This is a genomic window from Streptomyces sp. DH37, from assembly GCF_029813835.1.
In the GTDB taxonomy this organism is placed as follows: domain Bacteria; phylum Actinomycetota; class Actinomycetes; order Streptomycetales; family Streptomycetaceae; genus Streptomyces.
In genome coordinates this window covers 78,575-98,464 of record NZ_JARVKV010000012.1, presented here as the reverse complement: position 1 = coordinate 98,464, position 19,890 = coordinate 78,575, and the positions used below count along the sequence as shown (strand labels likewise).

Genomic DNA, 19,890 nt, shown 5'->3' with positions numbered 1-19,890 from the left:
ACGCCCTCACCACCGCTCCTGCGCACCCCCTCCGGCGCCTCCGCCGGGGCGGGCCCCGCCCGCGGGCCGTACGCCGTCGAGCCGGTCGACGGCGTCCACCACGCCCTCCACGTCCCGCACCGAGGCGAGCACCTCGGGGACGTACTCCGCCAGCGGCCAGTGCGTCACCGCCACGACGCCGCCCTCGACCGCCAGCCGGTAGGCGCCGGGGTCGAGGCCGAACTCCCGCCGGATCAGCACCTCGACCTCCTCGCGGACCTCCTCGTCGTCGCGGACCAGCGCCCGCAGCAGATCGCAGCGGCTGACGACCCCGACGAGCCTGTCGTGGTGGTCGGTCACCGGCAGCCGCTTGACGCGCGAGCGCGCCGCCGTCCACGCCGCGTCGCCCACCGGCTGCCAGGGACGGGCGGTGACGGGCGGGAAGGTCATCAGGGTGGCGGCGGTCTCGCCGCGGCCCCTCCCGTACAGCCGGTGCTCCCGCGTCCTCCCGGCCGAGCCGTGCCGGTGCGGTTCGGTCATGACGGCGGCCTTGGCCAGCAGGTCCGACTCCGACACCACGCCGATCACGTGGTCCTCGGCGTCGACCACGGGCACGGCGCTCAGGTGCTCCCGCGAGAGGGTCCGGGCGACGTCCGGGAACGGCATGTCGCCGGGTACGGCCACGGCCGGGGCGCTCATGACGTCACGGACCCGCGGTCGCGCCGGCGTTCGGCGCCGCTCCCCGGCCGAGCGGGGGGCGGCGGCCTCCTCCGGGCTCGGCGTCCGCTCGCTCGCCCTGGCCGCCGCGGCCGCGACGGCCCCGAGGTGGCGCTGGAGGACGTCCAGGCGCTGCCGCTCCCCGGGCGGCCGGGAACGGGCCGGCAGGGTGCGGCGGACCCCTCTCCCGGCGGGTTTCCCGACCGGCTCTCCGGCGGGTTTCCCGGCGGAACGGCGTTCGAAGTCGCTCACGGCAACCTCCCGGAGGCGCGACCGGCCACCTGCGCAGTCAGTCTCGCACCGTTCCCCCGGACGCGCCTCCGGGCCGGTCGCACCGCGCCGATCGGGTGACCGTCCGCGCCGCCTCGCGCGGGAGGCCCCCGCCGCGAACCTATGCTGCCGCCTGTCCGCCGAAGCCCTCGCGGGCCGCGACCGAGACACCGGGAGACGCACGTGCCGCCACCGGGCCCGCCTCGCCGGCAGCCGCCCCCGGACAGCCGGGAGGGCATCCGTGCCGCCCGCGCCGCCCGTGACGCCCGCGGCACCCGCGGCGTCCCCGCGGTGGTCGCGGCGGCGCGGCCGGCCGTCATCACGGCGGCGTTCCTCGCCGCGTACTACCTGCTGCCCGTGGACGAGGAGTTCACCGGCGGCACGGCCGTCATCCTCGTCCTGGGACTGCTCGCCGTCCTCGCCCTGTTCCTCTGGGAGATCCGCGAGATCGAGCGGTCCACCCGCCCGATCCTGCGGGCCGTCGAGGCGCTGGTGAGCGTCCTGATGCTGTTCCTGCTGCTCTTCGCGACCGCCTACCACCTCCTGGAGAGGGCCGAGCCGAACAGCTTCACCGAGCCCCTCTCCCGCACCGACTCCCTGTACTTCACGCTCACGACGTTCGCCACCGTCGGCTACGGCGACATCACGGCCCTCTCCCAGGCGGCCCGGATCATCGTGATGGTGCAGATGGCCGGCGGGCTCCTCCTCGTGGGCGTCGCGGCCCGGCTCGTGGTCGACACGGTCAAGTCGGCGCTCCGCCGCCAGGCGTCCCCCGGACCGGAGGCCTGAGCCGGCGTGCGAACGCCCCCGCGCGCATCCGGACCACCGCTTACCCGCCGCCTCGCGCGGGAAGCCTCGATGCCGCGCCGCGGGCGGCACGGCGGACGGCGCGGTGGACGGCGCGGCGGACGGGAGGGGGAGGCCATGGCCCGACGGATGACCGAGGACGAGGCCCTGAGAGCGGTCGAGCGGGAGATCGCGGAACGCGGCGGCTCGGTGGACCTGCGCGCCGAGGGCACCTACCGGCTCACCTGGCACTCGCTCCTCCACTGCCTCGTCGTCCGCTCCGTCGAGACGCGCAGGGAGGTGGAGCGGGAGGAGAAGGGCGGGAAGGACCTCTCGGACCGGCCCCGCTACGAGGAGCTGTACGACCACCCGGTCCCCCCGCCCGCCGACCCGAGGCGGTCGCAGCGCCTGGAACTGGTGCGGGAGGGCTCGGTCCGGGAGGAGGAGTGCGCCTGCGACGGCGGCAGGGAGCCCTGCCGCCGGTGCGACGGGCGCGAGCGGATCCCCTGCGAGGAGTCGGTGGCGTGCCCGGACTGCCGCCACACCCTCTGCTGCCTGGTGTGCGAGGGCACCGGGAGGCGGCGGCGCGCGAGGGTCCCGGAGGACCGGGAGGCCGACGGGGACAGACCCGTGAAGCGGGTCGCGTGCGAGAAGTGCCGCGCCCCGCGGGCCGCCTGCCCCCACTGCCGGGGCGGCGGCCGTACGACGTGCGCCCTGTGCGGGGGGAAGGGCTCCGTCCCCTGCCCGAAGTGCGGCGGGGAGGGAACGGCCGAGCACGGCGACTGCGGCGGCGCGGGGGTGCGGACGTTCTGGACCGAGGGCATCGTCGAGCGACGCCCCCACAGGGACCCGGTGAGACTGCCCGAGAGGCGCCCGCCGCTCCCCGTACGGCGGCGGGCGGCGGCCCGGGGAGACTGGCTGGACGCCGTCCTCGGCCCCGGCGACCGCCTGCCCGGCGGACTCGACCCCGTACACCGCGCGGCCGTCGAGCCGCGTCTGGCCGTGCGGAAGGGCGAGGTGGCGCGGAGGGTGGAGATCCGGTCGCTGCCCCTGGCGCGGATCGCCGTCGACAACGTCCCCGACCGGGTCTTCTACGCCTTCCCCGGCCGCTCCGGAACCGAGGCCGTGGCCGTCCCCTCGCGGCGGCGGATGGCGGGGATCGCCGCCGCGGCCGTCTGCGCCACGACCCTGTGCGCGGTCCTCCTGGTGCTGCTGCGCTGACACCCGCGGGCACTGACACCCGCGGGCGCCGGCGCGTCGGCGCGGCGGCGCCGGGACGGCCGCGGTCCTACAGTGGTACCGGTGATCCTGGAACTCGCTCCCGTCGCCGGCCCCCTCACGCCGGGGCTGCTCGCCGAGCTGACGGAGGTCTACGCCTCCAACGCCGCCTACCACCGGATCAGCGGCGACTTCCCCGATCCGGAGCGCATCGCCCCGAAGCAGGTGGCGTCGGCGCTCGGCCCGGAGCTGGAGCACTCCGCCGCCGAGGTCCTGCTCCTGCGCGAGGTGCCGGAGCCGCCGGGCCGGCCGGAGCGGCTGGTGGGGGTGGCCTGCGTGCTCCACGAGCACCCCGATCCGCTCGACCCCTACCCGTGGATCGGCCTGCTGCTGATCCGCGGCGACGCGCAGGGCCGCGGCTACGGGCGCGCGGCCGCCGGTCTGCTGGAGGACCGCTTCCGGGCCATGGGGCGCGACGGCGCGCGCCTGGCCGTCCTGGACGGCAACCCGGCGGCCCTGCGGTTCTGGACCGGGCTCGGCTACCGGGTGGTCGACCAGCGGGGGGACCTCCACCAGGGCCGGCCCTGCTCGGTGCTGCAGAAGGACTTCGAGGCGGCGGACTGACCGGGGAACCGGCCGCGCTGGTCTATACCTCGCCGCGCTCATGCGGCACGCTGGTCCCCGCGCGCACCGGCCGAGCACCGAGCGCCGCGCGCCGCACCGGAGTTCCTCCGGGCCGTCACCCCCCACACCCGACGGAAGGCCCCCATGCGCACCCGCAGCACGCTCCTCGCCACCGCGTTCACCACGGTGTTCACCACCGCGTTCACCGCTGTGTTCACCACCGCGCTCGCCTGCGCACCGGCCGCCGCCGCCCCCACTGCCACCGCCGGTCCCGCCGGTCCCGCCGCGCGGACCGTCCCCGTCTCGACGGCGTCCCAGCTCAAGGCCGCCCTGGCCGCGGCGGCCCCCGGCGACACCATCCGGCTCGCCGACGGCACCTACACCGGCAACTTCAAGGCCACCACGGCCGCGCGCCCCGACGCCCGGATCACCCTCACCGGCTCCCCGGCGGCGGTCCTGCGCACGGGTACCGGCGGCGGCAACGCGCTCCACCTCGACGGCGCCGCCCACTGGACGGTCCACGGCATCACCCTCACCCACGCCCAGAAGGGCATCATGATCGACGCGGCGCCGGGCGTGGTCGTGGACTCCGTCACCGTCCACGGCCTCACGATGGAGGGCGTCCACTTCCGCCGGTCCAGCAGCGACGGCCTGATCCGCGGCTCCCGCATCTACGACACCGGCCGGGACGGCCGCGGCATGGGCGAGGGCGTGTACGTCGGCACGGCCAACACGCTCACCGACCGCAGCGACCGGGTGCGGATCCTGGACAACACCATCGGCCCCTGGGTGCGCGGCGAGGCCGTGGACCTCAAGGAGGGCACCACGGGCGGCCGGGTGGCGGGCAACACCTTCGACGGCACGGGCCTGACCGGCGCGAACTACGACGACTCGTGGATCGACGTGAAGGGCAACGGCTACGTCATCGAGGGCAACCGGGGCGTGAACACCACCAACAACGGCTTCGAGGTGCACACCCAGGACCCCGGCTGGGGCTGCGGCAACGTCTTCCGCGCCAACCACGCCGACCTCACCGGCGCCACCGGCCCGAACCGCTACGCCATCCACGCCCCCCACCACAGCGCCGCCTGCCCGACGACCGTCACCGCCGACAACACCCGCACCGGCGGCGCCGCACTGGTCACCCCGGGCGTACCCGTGGTCGGCTGACGGCTCCTCCCCCGGACGGGGGACCAACGGCCGATCCCACCCGCGCCCGCGACGGGTAGCGTCACGACCGGCTCGAGCCCCTTTTCAACCCCGTCCCTCCCCAACCCCCGCCGAGGAGAACGCCGTGCGCGTCATCGCCTTCGACCACCTGGTACTGAATGTCGAGGACGTCGAACGGTCCCTCGACTTCTACTGCGGCCCGCTGGGCCTGGAGCCGGTCCGCGTGGAGGAGTGGCGCGCGGGGAAGGCGCCGTTCCCGTCGGTGCGGGTGAGCGACACGACCATCATCGACCTGGTCGCCGGCCCCCGCAGCGGCTCCAACGTGGACCACATCTGCCTGGTCGTCGAACCGCTGGACTGGCAGGAGGTGGTGGACTCCGGCCTCCTCACCGTCGTGGACGGCCCGGGCCCGCGCTTCGGCGCCCGCGGCACGGCCCAGTCCGTCTACGTCCTCGACCCGGACGGCAACACCGTCGAACTGCGCTGGTACCCCCAGGACGCCTGACGCGTCCGTACGCCCTCACGCCCCACAACGCACAAGGCTCAGGTCTGCGACCTGGGCCTTCGCCACGGAGCGGCTGACGGGAACCGAACCCGCGCCCCGAGCTTGGGAATCACCGCGCGATCACCCTCGCATCGCACCCCTGACCCGCACGGACGCTCCCACAGTCCCCATCATGATGGGGACTGAAGTGACCGCTGCTGACCGCTCCTCCCCGCCCGCTCTGGCACGACCACGATGGGGCTACCCTTCGCCCACGTTCCGGGCTGAGCGTGGAGCTCGTCGCCTTGCTGCTTCAGTCCTCTCCGGGAGGAATCAGGCGGTCGGCGTCCTCGGCGTCGTCCACGTGGCCGGTGGCGTCGACGGTGATGGGGGTGGCCCGTCCCTTCGCTGTGATCAGCCACGCGAGTACCTGCTCGGTCAGCGGTGTCTTGTCGGGCCCCTCGTCCTTCCAGTAGGCGCGCCACCCGCCACCGGGTACGGCGGCTACGACTTGATCGGCTCGCTCCAGGTGGGAGAAGTCCGGGTAGTCCGTGACCAGGCGCAGCGCACCGCGCTGGGGGTCGACGACCAGGGCCGTGCCGGTGGCCTCGTCCCACGCCTCCACAGCCACGGTGCGTCCGATCACCGACTCCGTACCGTTGAAGATGGCAAGCCAACCCGTCTGGTTGAAGTAGCGCATGGGTTCATCGTCTCCAACTCCCGGTGCTGTCTCCCCATGTAGGGCGACTTGTGTCAGAGTTCCTGAGGCATCCGATTTGCAAGTTTAATTACCGAGTTGTGGGGCCCGTCTAACTCTTGCGGAGCAAGTGGCTCATTTTTCTTCCATGGTGGCCTCAATCCGTATTCCGAGGTTGATGTCATCTGGCGGTTTCACCATGTCTCACCAACTGGCACATGGAAACAAGGAGCTATGCCTGTCCTCGCCGCGTCAACCCGAGCGCAAGCCTGTATAGGTCGGGTACTCTGTACCGGCGTACATCGTCTTGTGTGCCTTCATAGATTTCCAACAGACCTACCTCGAGAGCAAGGTCAACACGCTCGGCAGCAGTTGGATCAACTGCTTCAATTTCCCCTGGCTCGATCGGAGTTCTCCGCAAATTTCTTAGAGCCTCCACAACTCCATCAAGCTCTGGGAACTCTTCTTGCAGAGCGCCAAGCGCTTCGACGCTAACCTTATCAAGGCTGGGAACAAGAGCTCGCGGCCTCATGATGCTGCGGTCGTAACTGCTCCGTGCTTCTTCACGCTTCTCCCATTGAACGGCCGCATGGAATAGTTGGGAGAGGGAACGTGGTCCGTGATCCCCTTGGCCGTCGGCTAGGCGGTTCCACACCCAGTTGCGCGTGAAGGTTGTTTTGCCTCCCTTCATTCGCTCCCCGACGAGGAGATTCCAAGCGCGGCGCACTTCATCGTCACGCCAGTCATCGACAGCGGGGCCGACTCTCAGTTCTGCGAGCATCTCTCGGTAGGCTTCGCTGCGAATAGCTTGCTTCAGCACAGTCTTGAAATAGTCGTTCTGATCCCGCCACATAAGCTGAACAGAGCGCCCGTAGAGATGGCTCTTATTCTCAAAGCGAAGCTGTTGCCAGATGTCCACCCGGAGCATCACTTTGAAAGACAATGAAGAAAGATGAGCTTCTGATTCTGTCAGAAAGGTCATCAAGCCCGTGACGGCGCGAGTCCTTCTCTTTCGGCTCTCGGCGTTGTTTCCAAACCCAGTGTCGAGGCCATCGAATAGCAGAATATGCCGGTTTTTTGCACTGCTGTTGATGTCTCTCAGCCAGCGGGAACCAAGAAGCCCGGCCATAGGGCGGCTCATCATATGCCTGACTACGTCGAGCGTGGATAGCTCATCGTAGACGGAATTAAGAGTCTCTGCGCTGAGTTCGAATCTGGCGGGCGGTCCTGCGCGCTCCTCCTGCGGCAGAGTGAAGTATGCCGCTAGTGCCGTGTAACAAGGCCAGAAGGTCGTCCAGACTGACTCCCCCGGGAATTCCAGTTCAATAATTTCTAGGGCCTGGGAGCCGAGGGTCCATCTGTAGGAATGCCTGAATGCATGAGGGGAAAAAACGATAACTGGATTCTCGTTGTCTGGATACCTCTCCATGAGCCAGCGGAAGACGGCTGTTTTCCCTGTGCCCTTACGCCCGATCACCAGCGGGGATCGGGGATCAAGTGCTTGTTGTGCTACACGAGTGTGCACGAAGTCGTCAAGAAGGCTGGCTTGCTGCTCTGCTGTGCCAGTAGAGAAGTCAAGCTGCTCCAGTACATCAGACTTTCGATTTCTGCTTGAAGCTGAAAGCGCGTACGTCTGAGGTAGCAACTGCTCCAGCCAATCTGCCACCGCTCCATAGGCTTCGCGAGTTGCGACACCATTGCTGACCTTGTCTCGAAAGGCGGTATCTGGCGAGTAACTTACGGCGTGGGTGATTTCGTCTGCTCGAAGCTGGCCGTATTCTTCACTACGGCGGCTCTGGGCATCCCCGATCCACTGGTCGATCCACGTGACTGCGCGCGTGAGAACACTCTCCGCAGACGGTCCTGGTGGCAGTGGGGAAACGATGAACCGTGGTTCGGGTGTGAGCGGAATGCCGGATGTGGTCCTACGGCTTTTGGCGGACATGAGAGCCTTGACGAGAAGCTCAGTGCCCCGTTCTGCTTGAGGATGGGGATAGAAGCAAATGACGGCTAGGTCTGATACGTCAAACAGGAGTGGTGCGGCAACTGGAGAAATTCCAGTGCGGGAGTCGAGGAGCACCAGGTCCGGTTCAAGTGCTGAATCTTTTGCCAACCGTAGAAGTTTGTGAAGCGGATTATCGGCCTCTCTGTACCAGACTTCAGGGTCCAGCAAGCGAAGGCGATCAGCGTAGTCGCTGCTGAGTTGCCCTGCCGGCAGGCAATAGAGTTCCTCGCCCTCAATGACTCGCAGTACGTGATCTCTGATGTCTACTTCATCGCCTCGCTCTAGAGCCAAAAGAAGCGGAAGTACTCCTTGGTTTTCCCTAGGTTCGGGGCAACCCAAGACGGTAGCGAGCCCCGGTGCTTCGAGATCCATGTCAATACAAAGCAGTCGACGGCCGCGCTCAGACAAAATGCGCGCAGCCGCTGCAAGAGCAGTTGTGCGCCCCACTCCGCCCCGCAGGGAGTAGAAAGTGACGATAGCTGGGAGCTCAATGTCCTGGTCTAGATCAGTGGCGAATGTCAGCTCATCATCTGAGACTGGGCGGCTTAGGACTTCATGCCATAGAGGCATCTGACCGGTGGCTTCGCTGAACGGCGGGCCGTACCACTCTTCTTCGCTGGGAGTGATTAGCTCGGCAGTTGATACAAAATTAGTCACTCCCTTGAGGAGCATTTTACGCCGCTCTGAGTCGCTTACCTCATCTAGCAATTCGTGGACCACTCGGACCAAAAAGGACCCAAAGCCGTCTTCGGCAACATAGATTTGAGCATCGGCCAAACCGGCGGAACGGGCGTTACTCTCGATCTGCTGCCGGATAGATCGGCTAGTCGTGACCTCGCCGGTCATTGACTTCCTCCTCTATTGTATGGGCGGGCGTAACGAATTCGAGAGGTTACATACGAGGATAGTTCTTGTGCTCCGCGGAGGAGTTCTTCCGCCGAAGTCCCTTCGGGTAATTTGGCGCTATATCTGAGACTCGTAGTCCACGTATCCATAAAGGCCTTTTTGTGGCCGCTTAGATCTTGACTTCTGAGGCCAGCCGCATCCCAGAGCCCTCGCAGGTCATGTCCAGCAGATCCTGACCGAGGGAAACGCTTGCCCATCTTATGCAGGAGGGTTTTAAGCTTGCATTCGATGACGTACCCAACCAGGTAGACAGCGCCACACATCTGGCCGTGCTCTTGTAGCAGCTTGGATTCCCGCTGGCGCGCTCGTGCTGCATCCTCTAGCAAGATACCGTCCCCCTGCCATGATCCCCGGCAGTCTAGCGGCGATCGCCGATCGTGGTGTTCGGTGGCTGCTGGAGTCGGTCGATGTGAAGATCGAAAGAGGACGTGCAGAGGTCTACCTCGGGGATCGGCGTAACAGCTTCGGTGCGAGGCTCGCCCCAAGGTGGCTGTGTAAGTCGCGACGCCGACCGTCCCAGCCACCGACCCGCTCGACAGCAACCCAGGTGCTTGCTGCTAGCGCGCGGTCGGCGGGTGCCGGGGCGGAGACAGGAACGGCGGCCCGGTAGTGAGCCGCCTTGAACCTGTGGAGAAGGTTGTTACTCACTCCAACTGTGGCGAGCCGGGGCCGGTCGCACGGTCGACGGGTGGCGGATGCACTCGCGGAATCGGTTCTGGAACTTCTGTGCCAAGGTGGAAGGGAAGCACCCTAGGGAAGTGAGGGCCATCGATGGCGGAGAGTGCCAGGCAGATCGCCGACGCGCTGCGGGAGCGTATCCAGTCGGGCGAGCTGGCTCGCGGAGCCCGGCTTCCTGGTGAGCCGGCCCTGGTGCGCGAGTACGGCGTGGCCAAGGAGACCGCCCGCCGGGCGCTGACGCTGCTGGTCACGGAAGGACTGGCGGTCCGCAGGCGAGGCAGCGGGACCTATGTGCGGGAGTTCCGGCCGATCCGGCGGGTGGCCAACCGCCGCTTGGCCCAGGAGGGCTGGGGCGCGGGTCGGTCCATCTGGGCCGCGGACCTGGGTGAGCGTCCGTTGTCGGTCACCGATCTGAAGGTCTACGAGACGGCCGCACCCGACCATGTGGCGTACGTGCTGGACCTGGCCGAAGGGGCCCCGGTCGTGGTCCGCGACCGCGTGTTCGTGGTGGAGGGCGAGCCGGTCCAGGCGGCCACCTCCTACCTGCCGGCCGAGTTGGTGCGCGACACCGCGATCGCCCAGCCCGACACCGGGCCTGGCGGTACCTACGCGCGCCTGGCGGAGCTGGGGCTGGAGCCCGTCCGCTTCACCGAGGAGCTGCGGGCGCGCATGCCCAGTCAGGACGAGGCCGGGCGGCTGCACCTCGCGGAGGGAACGCCGGTGGTGGAGATCTGGCGCACCGCGTTCACCGAGGACGGCCGCGCCGTCGAGATGAACCGGATGCTGCTGGACGCGGGCGTCTACGTCATGGAGTACCACCTGAACAGCTAGAACCGTCCGCAACCGACTCCAGGGAGCCCACCTCAGGCGGGCTCCCTTTTCGGTGTTCTGGGCTCGGACCGATTGACCTCCCTAGGGAAGCTGTCTATAAATATCCCTAGGGAGGTTGGCGAGTCCCTGGCGGCCTTCTTCGGGCTGCCCGAACGCGCCTACGCCTCCTCAGGGCTTCTGGTCGGACGGACTTGAGGGGACTGGATCCGTCGTCCCCACGATGCCGCGTCGTCCCCGAGTCGGCTCTGGCCGACGTCCTGCATGCAATCTGAGTGGAGGCTTCATGAACACGTACCTGACCGAGGAGGGACCGGGCGCGCCGTCCCGCGAGGGTGCGGTGCCGGGGCCGGTTCCCTACATCGCCTCGTGGAGCCGGGAGCGGGCGCGCCGTCCGCCGGTGGTGCGGCGGGTGGGAGCGGACGGTGAGGGGGTCGGGTATCCGGGGGAGCCCGCGTACGACCGGGACGGGCGCGGGGTGCTGTGGGTGCGGCAGGCGTGTGCGCCGGGCCGGGGCAGGCCGCAGTACCAGTTGGTGCACGCGCTGCGGCAGCGGCGGGCGGTGCGGCGCATGCTCTGCCAGGTGTGCGGCGGGCCGACGACGGGGAGCGGGCCGTGGCTGTTCGTGCTGCGGGACGTGGGCCGGCCGGTGGAGGAGGGGGAGCGGACGACGGCGCCGCCGGTGTGCGTGCCCTGCGCCCGCCTCTCGGTGCGGGCCTGTCCGCAACTGCGGGAGGGGCACGTGGCGGCGCTGGTGGGCCGGGCCGCGGTGTGGGGGGGGCCGGGATCGTCCACCACCCGGCCACGCTGGAGCCGGTCACCGACGGCTTGGAGGAGGTCGCCCACGACCATCCGGCGATCCGGTGGACGGTGGCCCACCGGCAGGTCCTGGAACTGCGCGACTGCACTCCCGTGGACCTCCGCGACCTCCCCGCCTGACCGGACGCCGGGCCTTCGCCCGGCCGCGCCGCGACGACGCGGCCGGGCGAAGGGCCGGCGCGGTGCGCCACCGCTGCGGCCAAGGGGCCGTGGGGCGTCCCTACTTCGCCGGAAGCACGCGTTCCCGTCTCGTGGCCGATGCCGGCGCGGGGATGGCGCGGGGGCGCTCGATGAGCCCCGAAGGGACCGGGTAATGAGCGTTTTCCAACCTGCTGCGGGAGCGGGGGAGTTGGCGTGACAGACGGACGAAGCTCCTGGTAGATGGGTTTTCGACCAAGAAATCCGTCTCCACCAGAGGCTTCGTGTGCTTGTCTACCCGTCGGGCGTCGACGTGTCCAGTTCTGCCCTGCGCTTCCTGTCCGCCAAGCTCCGTCAGCGCCGTCGGGAGCTCGGCACCCGCTGGCGGCGCCTGAGTGCCGGCCGGCAGGCCCTGCTCACCCTCGCCCATCTCCGCAACGGCCACCCGTATGCCCAGCTCGCAGCCGGATTCGGCATCGGGACCACGACCGCGTACCGGTACATCACCGAGGCCGTCGAGGTCCTGGCCGCCCTCGCCCCCACCCTCGCGGACGCGGCCCGGGCGGCATCGTCGAAGGCGTTCGTGCTGCTGGATGGCACCCTGCTGCCGATCGACCGGATCGCAGCCGACCGGCCGTTCTACTCGGGGAAGCACAAGAGGCACGGGATGAACGTGCAGGTTCTCGCCGATCCCTTCGGACGGCTGCTGTGGGTCTCACCGGCTCTGCCCGGCGCCGTCCACGACGTCCGCGCGGCCCGCGAGCACGGCATCATTGACGCCCTCGCCGAGGTCGGCATCACCTGTTGGGCCGACAAGGGCTACCGGGGCGTCGGCCGCACGGTCCGCACCCCGTGCTGGGGGCGGTGGGAGACTCTTTCCACCGGTCAACAGGCGGTCAACCGGTCCCACGCGAAGATCCGCGCCCTCGTCGAGCAGGCCATGGCCACCCTCAAGTCCTGCGCCTCCTGCGCAGGCTCCGGTGCTCGACCACCCGCATCACCGGCCTCGTTCAGGCCGTCCTCACCCTGCATCTGGCCAGCTCAGAACGATGATGGAAAAGCCTCACTGCCAACTGTCCTGCTGGCCCGCCCGGTTCAGCCGTGGATGGTGGCGAGCCAGTCGGTCAGCACTCTGTTGACCTCGTCGGGGCGTTCCTGCTGGATCCAGTGGCCGCAGCCGTCCAGGATGTGGGAGGCGGACAGGGCGGGGAGGGTGGTGGGGTAGGCGTCGATGGCGTCGGCCATCCAGGTGGTGGAGGCGTCCAGTGCGCCGCCGATGAACAAGGCGGGCTGCGTGATCGGGGCTCCGCGGTGGGAGGCGAGGTCTTCCCAGTCGCGGTCCATATTGCGATAGCGGTTCAGGGCGCCGGTCAGGCCGGTGCGCTCGAACTCTCCGGCGTAGACGTCGAGGTCTTCCTCGCTCAGCCAGGCCGGGAGCGGGCCGGCAGGGAAACGGTCGCGCAGCCGGCCGCCGTGGGCGACGAAGTGCGGGTCGGGCTCGCCCTTGGGGGGCATGGTGTCGGCGGACAGGGCCGCGTAGAAGCCTGCGAGCCAGCCCCGGACGTCGGGCTCGATCTCCGTCTCGGCGCGGCCGGGCTTCTGGAAGTAGGAGACATAGAACTCCTGCTCGGGGCCGCCGATCTGGCCGAAGACGTCGGTGGGCCGGGGGCCACCGGGTGGCACGTAGGGGACGCTCAGCAGGCCGACGGCCCGGAAGACCTCGGGGCGGAGCAGGGCGGAGGTGGCGGCGATGTTGGAGCCCCAGTCGTGGCCGATGACGACCGCGTTCTCCTCGCCGAGGGCACGGACGACGGCGACGTTGTCCTCCACCAGGTCGAGCATCCGGTAGGCATCGGTCACGGCGGGCTTGGAGGAGCGGCCGTAGCCGCGTACGTCGATCGCCACCGCCCGGTATCCGGCTTCGGCGAGGGCCGGGAGTTGGTGGCGCCAGGAGTACCAGGACTCGGGGAAGCCGTGCACGAGCAGGACCAGCGGACCGGTGCCCTGCTCGACCAGGTGCAGGCGCCCTGCAGGGGCCTCGACGGTGCGGTGGTGGAGTACGGGGGCTGGCTCGGATCTCATGGGAACTTCTCCTCAGTTCGCGGACGGTCGGCGGTTACCTGTCGATCATGCGGCGCGGCGGCCACTCGGCGCGATCAGCGTTGCCATTCTGGCAAACTTGCAGGCAGGGTGATGCAACGGCACGGCGGAGAGGAACAGCGACAGTGGCAGAGGACGACGTGGCCCAGATGCTGGCGGCAATGGGGTCCCGGCTGCGGGCCGTGCGCGAGCGCCGTGGCGTCACACTCGCCGATGTCAGCCGCGCGACCGGCATCTCGTCCAGCACCCTGTCGCGGACCGAGACGGGTCGGCGCAAGCCCACCCTGGAGGTGTTGCTGCAGCTGGCGAAGGAATACGAAATCTCCCTCGACGAGCTGGCCGGCACCGCACCCGCTCCTGCCGCCGAGCCCCGCAGTACGGCGCCGCACAGCTTCGGCGACGACAAGGCGGTGTTGCCGCTGACCCGGTACGTCGGCGGCCTGCACGCCCACAAGCATCTCCTGCCTGCCGTCGCGGAGCCGCCAGGGCGGCCCCGACAGGTGTCCCACGAGGGCTACGAGTGGCTGTGCGTCCTGTACGGGCGGCTGTGGCTCGCACTCGGCAGCCAGGACCTCGTCCTGACTGCCGGAGAAGTCGTTGAGTTCGACACCCGCATCCCCCATGGAGTCGCGAACGCTGGAGCCGACGGACCGGCCGAGTATCTGATCATGTTCGGGCCTCAGGGAGAACGTCTACGGCCGCGTACCCCTCCAGCAGCTGGTCGCGGAACTGATGATGGAAAGGCTTCACTGAGCCGTTTTCAACCCGGGGCTGAAGGTGGGGCGGACCCTGGCGGCAGCAACAGACGAAGCTCCTGGTAGATGGGTTGTCGACCAAGATCAACCTGTCAGGCCAGGAGCTTCTTGTGCTTGTCTACCCATCGGCGATCGATCTGTCCAGTTCGGCCCTGCGGTTCCTCAGCCGCCACCTGGCCGAGCGGCGCAGAGCCATCGGCTGCCGCTGGCGCCGCCTCTTCAGCAACCGCCAGGCGCTGCTGGTCCTGGCCCACCTGCGCTGCGGCGACACCTACAGCCGGCTTGCCGCCGCCTTCCGGATCGGGGTTGCCACCGTCTACCGCTACATCCGTGAGGCCGTCGAGCTCCTGGCGGCCCTGGCCCCGCGCCTGACCGACGCCATGAAGACGGCCGCCGCCAAGGCGTATCTGATCCTGGACGGCACCCTGCTGCCGATCGACCGCATCGCCGCCGACCGGCCGTACTACTCGGGCAAGCACAAGCGGCACGGCATGAACATCCAGATCCTGGCCGACCCGTCCGGGAAGCTGCTCTGGGCCTCACCCGTCCTGCCCGGAGCGGTCCACGACCTCCGCGCGGCCCGCACCCACGGCATCATCGACGCCCTGACCGAGGCCGACGCGGCCTGCTGGGCGGACAAGGCCTACCGAGGCGCCGGCGGAACCGTCCGGGTGCCCTACTGGGGCCGCTGGGAGACGCTCTCGGCCGGACAGCGGGCCCACAACCGCTCCCATGCCCGCATCCGCGCCCTGGGCGAACAGGCGGTGGCCGCCCTCAAATCCTGGCGGCTGCTGCGCAAGCTCCGCTGTAGCACCACCCGCATCACCGGCCTGGTCCAGGCCGTCCTCACCCTCCACCTCGCCGCATCAGCATGAGGTTGGAAAACGCTCACTGGAGCGGCAGCGTGAGATCGCCAACGGCCTCGACAGCCGTGTCCGGCGCGAGCTGAAGACCGGAGGAGACGGGCCGGAGGAGGGCCCGAGTGGTGCGGAGTGGTGCGCGATGCCTAGACCGGTCTAGACAACAAGGAAGCCCCGGGCCGCTGGCCTGGGGCTTTCTGCTGGAGCGGGTGACGGGAATCGAACCCGCGCTCTGAGCTTGGGAAGCTCATGTTCTACCATTAAACTACACCCGCGAGGAGCGAACGATCACGTTGCTCATCGACGCACACTGTACCGCATTCCAGACCCCCGGCGCACAGCCGCGGGGTCTTTCTCGTGTGTCCGCGCGTTGTGTGACGGGTGCGTTTCGGGGAAGCGGGGGAGGGGAGTTGGGGCGTACGGTGGGAGCGGAGTGCCGGGTGAAGACCGGACCGACTGATCCCCTAATGTGGCTTTTGTCGTTCACGTAGTGGGGAGAGGCAGCGATGGAGTCCACCGTCGTTCAGTGTGCCGAAGGGCATGTGTTCAGCACCTCGACGTTCCCGATGCAGAACCTCGGCAGCGGCCGCATCGGCCCCGGCCGGCTGCTGCGGTGCCCGCGGTGCGCGCGGCTGAGGCAGGCCGTGCCGGTCGCCCGGGCGGTCGCCGGCCTGGGGGGCGCGAGGCGCTGAGACGGCGCGGTGCGTGGTGAGTGAGGGCGCGCGGGCCCGGTGCGCAGGCGCCGGGCCCGCGGTCTGTACGCTCGACCTCGTGCTTCTCTCAGACAAGGACATCCGGGCCGAGGTCGACTCCGGGCGGGTGAGGATCGATCCGTACGACGCGACGATGGTGCAGCCGTCGAGCATCGACGTACGGCTGGACCGCTTCTTCCGGGTGTTCGAGAACCACCGCTACCCCCACATCGACCCCGCGATCGAGCAGTCCGACCTGACGCGGCTGGTCGAGCCGGAGGGGGACGAGCCGTTCATCCTCCACCCGGGCGAGTTCGTGCTGGCGTCGACGTACGAGGTCGTCACGCTGCCCGACGACATCGCCTCCCGGCTGGAGGGCAAGAGCTCGCTGGGGCGGCTGGGCCTGCTGACGCATTCCACGGCCGGGTTCATCGACCCCGGCTTCTCCGGGCACGTGACGCTGGAGCTGTCGAACGTGGCGACGCTGCCGATCAAGCTCTGGCCCGGGATGAAGATCGGGCAGCTGTGCATGTTCCGGCTCACCTCGCCCGCCGAGCACCCGTACGGATCCGCCCGCTACGGCTCCCGCTACCAGGGGCAGCGCGGCCCGACGCCCTCGCGCTCCTATCTGAACTTCCACCGCACGCAGGTCTGAGCGAGGAGCGAGGAGAGGCGCATGAGCGAGGAGCGGGAGAACCTGACGTACGAGCTGTTCGGGCAGGCGGTCCGGGAGCTGGCGCAGGCCGTCGCGGACGACGGCTACGAGCCGGACATGATCCTGTCCATCGCGCGCGGCGGGCTGTTCGTCGCCGGGGGGCTCGGCTACGCGCTGGACGTGAAGAACCTGCACGTGATGAACGTGGAGTTCTACACCGGCGTCGGCACGACGCTGGAGATGCCCGTCATGCTCCCGCCCGTCCCCAACGTCGTCGACCTGAGCGAGAAGAAGGTCCTGGTCGCCGACGACGTCGCCGACTCCGGCAGGACGCTCAAGCTGGTCCACGACTTCTGCGCCGAGCACGTGGCCGAGGTGCGGTCCGCGGTGATCTACGAGAAGCCGCGGTCGGTGGTGAAGTGCGCGTACGTGTGGAGGCGCACGGACCGCTGGATCAACTTCCCGTGGAGCTCGGAGCCGCCGGTCGTGCGGCGGGAGGGGCAGATCCTCGACGCCTGACGCCTGACGCCTGCGCGGGAGCGCGGGGGCGTACGCGAAGGGGGCCCGCGCGGCGCGCGGGCCCCCTTTGTGCGTCCCGGCCGCCGCCGGTTACAGCGTGCCGAGCTTGAACAGCGCCAGCAGCGCGATCAGTTGGATCGCGGAGGCGCCCAGCGCCTTGGGCCAGGGCAGGTCGTGCGAGCGGCTGACCATCGAGGTCAGCAGCGCGCCCGCCGCGAGCAGGGTGATCCAGCCGACGACCTGGACCACCGTGGCGCTGCCGCCCAGGAACATCGCCAGCACCAGCCGCGGGGCGTCCGTGATCGACATGATCAGCATCGACAGTCCGACCGTCGGCGCCCACAGCCCGTCGCCGCCGAGCTGGCGGGCCAGGGTGTGGGTGACCACGCCCATCAGCAGGGCGGAGACGACGACGGCCACGCCGGTGATCAGCACGAACGGGATCGCGCTGGAGAGCGTGGAGTTGATCGCGTCCTCGCGGGCCTGGTCGAAGCCGAAGACGGCGAGCAGGCCGTAGACGAAGGTGACGATGAGCGCCGGGCCCCAGACCGTGTGGTCGCGCATCTGCCAGAAGGTGGCGTTGGGGCGCAGCACGATGCCGCTCAGCAGCTGCTTCCAGTGCAGCCGCGGCCCGGAGGGCGGCGCGGGGGGCCGGCCGGCGGCGTAGGTGCCGCCGTCGGTGTAGCCGTCGCCCGGGTATCCGGGCTGCGGGGCCCGGCCGTGGTCGGGCGCCTCGCCGAAGTTGAACATCTGGGTGTGCCCGGGGTTGTTGGCGGGGTCGTGCCCGGCCGGCCGGACGTGGCCGCCGTGACCGGCGTGACCGGCGTGACCGGCGTGGCCGCCGCCGTGGCCCGGGTGGCCGCCGTGGCCCGGGTCGCCGAAGTACTCCGGCTCGCCGTGCCGCCCGCCGCCCTGGCGCCACAGGGTCTGCCCGGGCTGCTGCCCCGGCTGCGCGGGGGGCCCGTACGGCGGCTGCCCGTACGTGCCGGGGGCCTGCTGCGGGGCCTGCTGCGGGGAGTGGTGCCCATGCTGTCGTGCGTTCCGGGGGTCCCGGCCGTTTCCCATCCTGAATCCAGCCACGCCTTCGAACGTACCGTGTCCCGCCGGCCGCGGCGCCGCGGGCCGGGCGGCGGACCGCGCATTGCCGCCGAGCTGTGACATCCCCTAGGGGGACCCGGTGAGGCTCTCCCCAGGCCGGGGGTGGGGATGCCCGGAAGGGGGCCCCGGAGACGGCCCCGAGACGGCCGTGGGGCCCGGCCCGGACGGCCGGGCCCCACGGGGGCGTGTGGTGCGTACGGGGAGGTCAGCCGGCGAAGTTGACGCCGAACAGCGGGGTACCGGCGCGGGAGACGCCCACCGTGCCGGCGGAGAGGAAGAAGCCGCCGCTGGTGGAGATCCTCGTGCCGTCGGAGCGGAGGGTGGTGACGGCTCCGTCGCCGTTGTCCTCGCCCATGGAGCCGATCGTCAGGTCGGCCCTGCCGTCGTTGTTCATGTCGGCGAGGTGGACTTCGCTGCCGAAGTTGTCGTTGGTCTCGTTGCCGCCGGGGACGCCGGGGGTGTTCTGCTCGAAGAACTGGGCGCCGGTGCCGGTGAGGCCGGAACCGTCCGCCGCGCCGTACAGGACGACGACCGCACCGGTGTACTTGGCGTCGCCCAGGGACTCGCCGGGGGCGCCGACGGCGAGGTCGAGGTGGCCGTCGCCGTTGACGTCGCCCAGGTGCAGCTCGGCGCCGAAGCCGTCGTACTTCTCCGAGCCGCCGGGGACGCCGGGAGTGTCCTGGGTGAAGGACCGGCGGTCGCCGCCCGGGCCGTAGGCGGAACCGTGGATGACGTTGACCTTGCCGCCGGTGCGGCTGCCGGGGAGCCCCGAGTCCGCGTCGGCGTCCATGCCGATGACGATGTCGCCGAAGCCGTCGCTGTTGAGGTCGCCGATGTCGGTGATGAAGCCGGCGGGGAGCTTCTGCTGGCCGTTGGCGGTCAGGCCGGAGGCGGAGCCGGGCACGTAGTAGTTGGCGTTCCAGTGGTACTCGCCGTCGCTGGACGAGTCCTCGTAACCGTCCACGACGAGGTCGGCGATGTCGTCGCCGTTGACGTCGCCGGAGTGGAGGTTCTTCGGGCCGGTGTCGTCGCCGCCGAGGATGGCGGGGCGCACCCCGTAGGCGCCGCCGTGCTGGCCCTGGGTCTTGCCGAAGCCGCCGCGGAAGACGCGGACGTAGGAGGAGCTGGTGCCGATCGCCAGGTCGGCCTTGTCGTCGCCGTCGAAGTCCGCGGCCTCCAGCACGTAGCCGAAGCGGTCGTGGTAGGTGGGCTGCGGGTCGGGGATCGTGGTGCCGCCGGACAGGCCGGCGGGGGAGCCCCAGATGATCTGGACGAAGCCGCCCGCCGTGTCGTCGCCGACCCTCTCGAAGGGGGTGCCGACGGCGAGGTCGGTGTAGCCGTCGTCGTTGAAGTCGGCCGCGGCGGTGTCGTGGCCGAAGATGTCGCCGATCTCGGCGGTGCCGGGGACGCCGGGGGAGTCCTGGCTGATGACGGTGCGCTTGGAGCCGGTGGTGATGCCGCTCGCGGAGCCGTAGAGCACCACGACCTGGCCCGCGCGCTCACGGCCGTTGACGGCGGCGAAGGGGGCGGAGACGGCGAGGTCGCGGAAGCCGTCGCCGTTGAAGTCGGCGGTGGGGCGGGCGCCTTCGGCGGCGGCCGACCCGGTGGTGGCGGCCGTCAGGCCGCCGGTCAGGGCCGCCACGGTCGCGGCCGCGAGGGCCGCGCGGAAACGATTGTGCACTCGGAACTCTCCTGCTGCACGGAGCGGATGCCGCCTGGCATCCGGGGCTGGTGGGCGCCGGGACCGCGGACGTCGCCGGGCGTTGGCCCGGGGTTCACGCGGAAGTGGCGAACAGGAGACCTGCGGGCGGGCGTTGGGGTTGTACGGGACGGCGGTTTTCTTCACCGGTTGAGCACGGCACCGTCTGTTGCCGGTGCGGGGTCGTCGGCGA

General features: G+C 69.8%; 19 protein-coding genes, 1 tRNA gene and 1 pseudogene. 13 read left to right on the top strand and 8 right to left on the bottom strand.

The annotated features are described in order from the left end of the window. Nucleotides 1–6: 6 nt before the first annotated feature. Nucleotides 7–948, bottom strand: a complete 942-nt coding sequence (locus QC029_RS09565) for a CBS domain-containing protein (protein ID WP_279555077.1) — start codon at nucleotides 946–948, stop codon at nucleotides 7–9. Between the two features lie 201 nt (nucleotides 949–1,149). On the opposite strand from QC029_RS09565, the gene QC029_RS09560 reads away from it, so the two are divergent. The 5 genes from QC029_RS09560 (at nucleotide 1,150) to QC029_RS09540 (ending at nucleotide 5,269) form a co-directional block, all read left to right on the top strand. Further along, nucleotides 1,150–1,755 (top strand): potassium channel family protein, encoded by a 606-nt coding sequence (locus tag QC029_RS09560; protein WP_279555076.1) that lies wholly within the window; start codon nucleotides 1,150–1,152, stop codon nucleotides 1,753–1,755. Between the two features lie 135 nt (nucleotides 1,756–1,890). Next, nucleotides 1,891–2,973, top strand: coding sequence for a hypothetical protein (locus QC029_RS09555; protein WP_279555075.1), 1,083 nt, complete (start codon nucleotides 1,891–1,893; stop codon nucleotides 2,971–2,973). Between the two features lie 81 nt (nucleotides 2,974–3,054). Continuing rightward, complete coding sequence (locus QC029_RS09550) at nucleotides 3,055–3,594, top strand: GNAT family N-acetyltransferase (protein WP_279555074.1); 540 nt, start codon at nucleotides 3,055–3,057, stop codon at nucleotides 3,592–3,594. 144 nt (nucleotides 3,595–3,738) lie between these two features. Further along, nucleotides 3,739–4,764: a right-handed parallel beta-helix repeat-containing protein gene (locus QC029_RS09545; RefSeq protein ID WP_279555073.1), complete on the top strand. Its 1,026-nt coding sequence runs from the start codon at nucleotides 3,739–3,741 to the stop codon at nucleotides 4,762–4,764. A gap of 124 nt (nucleotides 4,765–4,888) precedes the next feature. Then, entirely contained in the window at nucleotides 4,889–5,269 is a 381-nt protein-coding gene (locus tag QC029_RS09540; RefSeq protein ID WP_279555072.1) for a VOC family protein, read from the top strand. A gap of 292 nt (nucleotides 5,270–5,561) precedes the next feature. On the opposite strand, the gene QC029_RS09535 is transcribed toward QC029_RS09540, so the two are convergent. Both QC029_RS09535 and QC029_RS09530 read right to left on the bottom strand, forming a co-directional pair. Next, nucleotides 5,562–5,948 (bottom strand): hypothetical protein, encoded by a 387-nt coding sequence (locus tag QC029_RS09535; protein WP_279555071.1) that lies wholly within the window; start codon nucleotides 5,946–5,948, stop codon nucleotides 5,562–5,564. Between the two features lie 229 nt (nucleotides 5,949–6,177). After that, a complete protein-coding gene (locus QC029_RS09530; protein WP_279555070.1) occupies nucleotides 6,178–8,796 on the bottom strand; it encodes a ParA family protein in 2,619 nt (872 codons plus the stop codon). A gap of 831 nt (nucleotides 8,797–9,627) precedes the next feature. Between QC029_RS09530 and QC029_RS09525 the strand changes: the two genes are divergently transcribed. Then, a complete protein-coding gene (locus tag QC029_RS09525; RefSeq protein ID WP_279555069.1) occupies nucleotides 9,628–10,365 on the top strand; it encodes a GntR family transcriptional regulator in 738 nt (245 codons plus the stop codon). A gap of 354 nt (nucleotides 10,366–10,719) precedes the next feature. Here the strand turns inward: QC029_RS09525 and QC029_RS09520 are convergent, their stop codons facing one another. After that, a complete protein-coding gene (locus QC029_RS09520; RefSeq protein WP_279555068.1) occupies nucleotides 10,720–11,160 on the bottom strand; it encodes a hypothetical protein in 441 nt (146 codons plus the stop codon). On the opposite strand from QC029_RS09520, the gene QC029_RS09515 reads away from it, so the two are divergent. Continuing rightward, nucleotides 11,134–11,301 (top strand): hypothetical protein, encoded by a 168-nt coding sequence (locus tag QC029_RS09515; protein WP_279555067.1) that lies wholly within the window; start codon nucleotides 11,134–11,136, stop codon nucleotides 11,299–11,301. The genes QC029_RS09520 and QC029_RS09515 overlap by 27 nt on opposite strands. 304 nt (nucleotides 11,302–11,605) lie before the next feature. Further along, a pseudogene (locus tag QC029_RS09510) lies at nucleotides 11,606–12,372 on the top strand (IS5 family transposase). Nucleotides 12,373–12,414: 42 nt separating this feature from the next. Here the strand turns inward: QC029_RS09510 and QC029_RS09505 are convergent. Continuing rightward, nucleotides 12,415–13,401, bottom strand: coding sequence for an alpha/beta fold hydrolase (locus QC029_RS09505; protein WP_279555066.1), 987 nt, complete (start codon nucleotides 13,399–13,401; stop codon nucleotides 12,415–12,417). A gap of 143 nt (nucleotides 13,402–13,544) precedes the next feature. Here QC029_RS09505 and QC029_RS09500 point away from each other — a divergent pair, with 143 nt between their 5' ends. Beyond that, complete coding sequence (locus QC029_RS09500; protein ID WP_279555065.1) at nucleotides 13,545–14,240, top strand: helix-turn-helix domain-containing protein; 696 nt, start codon at nucleotides 13,545–13,547, stop codon at nucleotides 14,238–14,240. A gap of 44 nt (nucleotides 14,241–14,284) precedes the next feature. Continuing rightward, a complete protein-coding gene (locus tag QC029_RS09495) occupies nucleotides 14,285–15,049 on the top strand; it encodes a transposase family protein (protein WP_279555064.1) in 765 nt (254 codons plus the stop codon). A 186-nt stretch (nucleotides 15,050–15,235) separates the two neighbouring features. On the opposite strand, the gene QC029_RS09490 is transcribed toward QC029_RS09495, so the two are convergent. Then, nucleotides 15,236–15,309: transfer RNA gene (locus QC029_RS09490), tRNA-Gly, on the bottom strand. Between the two features lie 231 nt (nucleotides 15,310–15,540). Between QC029_RS09490 and QC029_RS09485 the strand changes: the two genes are divergently transcribed. The 3 genes from QC029_RS09485 to QC029_RS09475 all read left to right on the top strand — a co-directional run bounded on the left by QC029_RS09485 (nucleotide 15,541) and on the right by QC029_RS09475 (nucleotide 16,900). Beyond that, entirely contained in the window at nucleotides 15,541–15,726 is a 186-nt protein-coding gene (locus tag QC029_RS09485) for a hypothetical protein (RefSeq protein ID WP_279555063.1), read from the top strand. A gap of 79 nt (nucleotides 15,727–15,805) precedes the next feature. Beyond that, complete coding sequence (gene dcd, locus QC029_RS09480; RefSeq protein ID WP_279555062.1) at nucleotides 15,806–16,381, top strand: dCTP deaminase; 576 nt, start codon at nucleotides 15,806–15,808, stop codon at nucleotides 16,379–16,381. Between the two features lie 21 nt (nucleotides 16,382–16,402). After that, on the top strand, nucleotides 16,403–16,900 hold the full coding sequence (locus tag QC029_RS09475) for a phosphoribosyltransferase (RefSeq protein WP_279555061.1): 498 nt from the start codon (nucleotides 16,403–16,405) through the stop codon (nucleotides 16,898–16,900). 90 nt (nucleotides 16,901–16,990) lie between these two features. Here QC029_RS09475 and QC029_RS09470 read toward each other — a convergent pair whose 3' ends face one another. Then, nucleotides 16,991–17,965: a Yip1 family protein gene (locus QC029_RS09470; protein WP_279555108.1), complete on the bottom strand. Its 975-nt coding sequence runs from the start codon at nucleotides 17,963–17,965 to the stop codon at nucleotides 16,991–16,993. Between the two features lie 238 nt (nucleotides 17,966–18,203). Continuing rightward, nucleotides 18,204–19,679, bottom strand: coding sequence for an FG-GAP-like repeat-containing protein (locus QC029_RS09465; protein ID WP_279555060.1), 1,476 nt, complete (start codon nucleotides 19,677–19,679; stop codon nucleotides 18,204–18,206). Nucleotides 19,680–19,890: the final 211 nt, after the last annotated feature.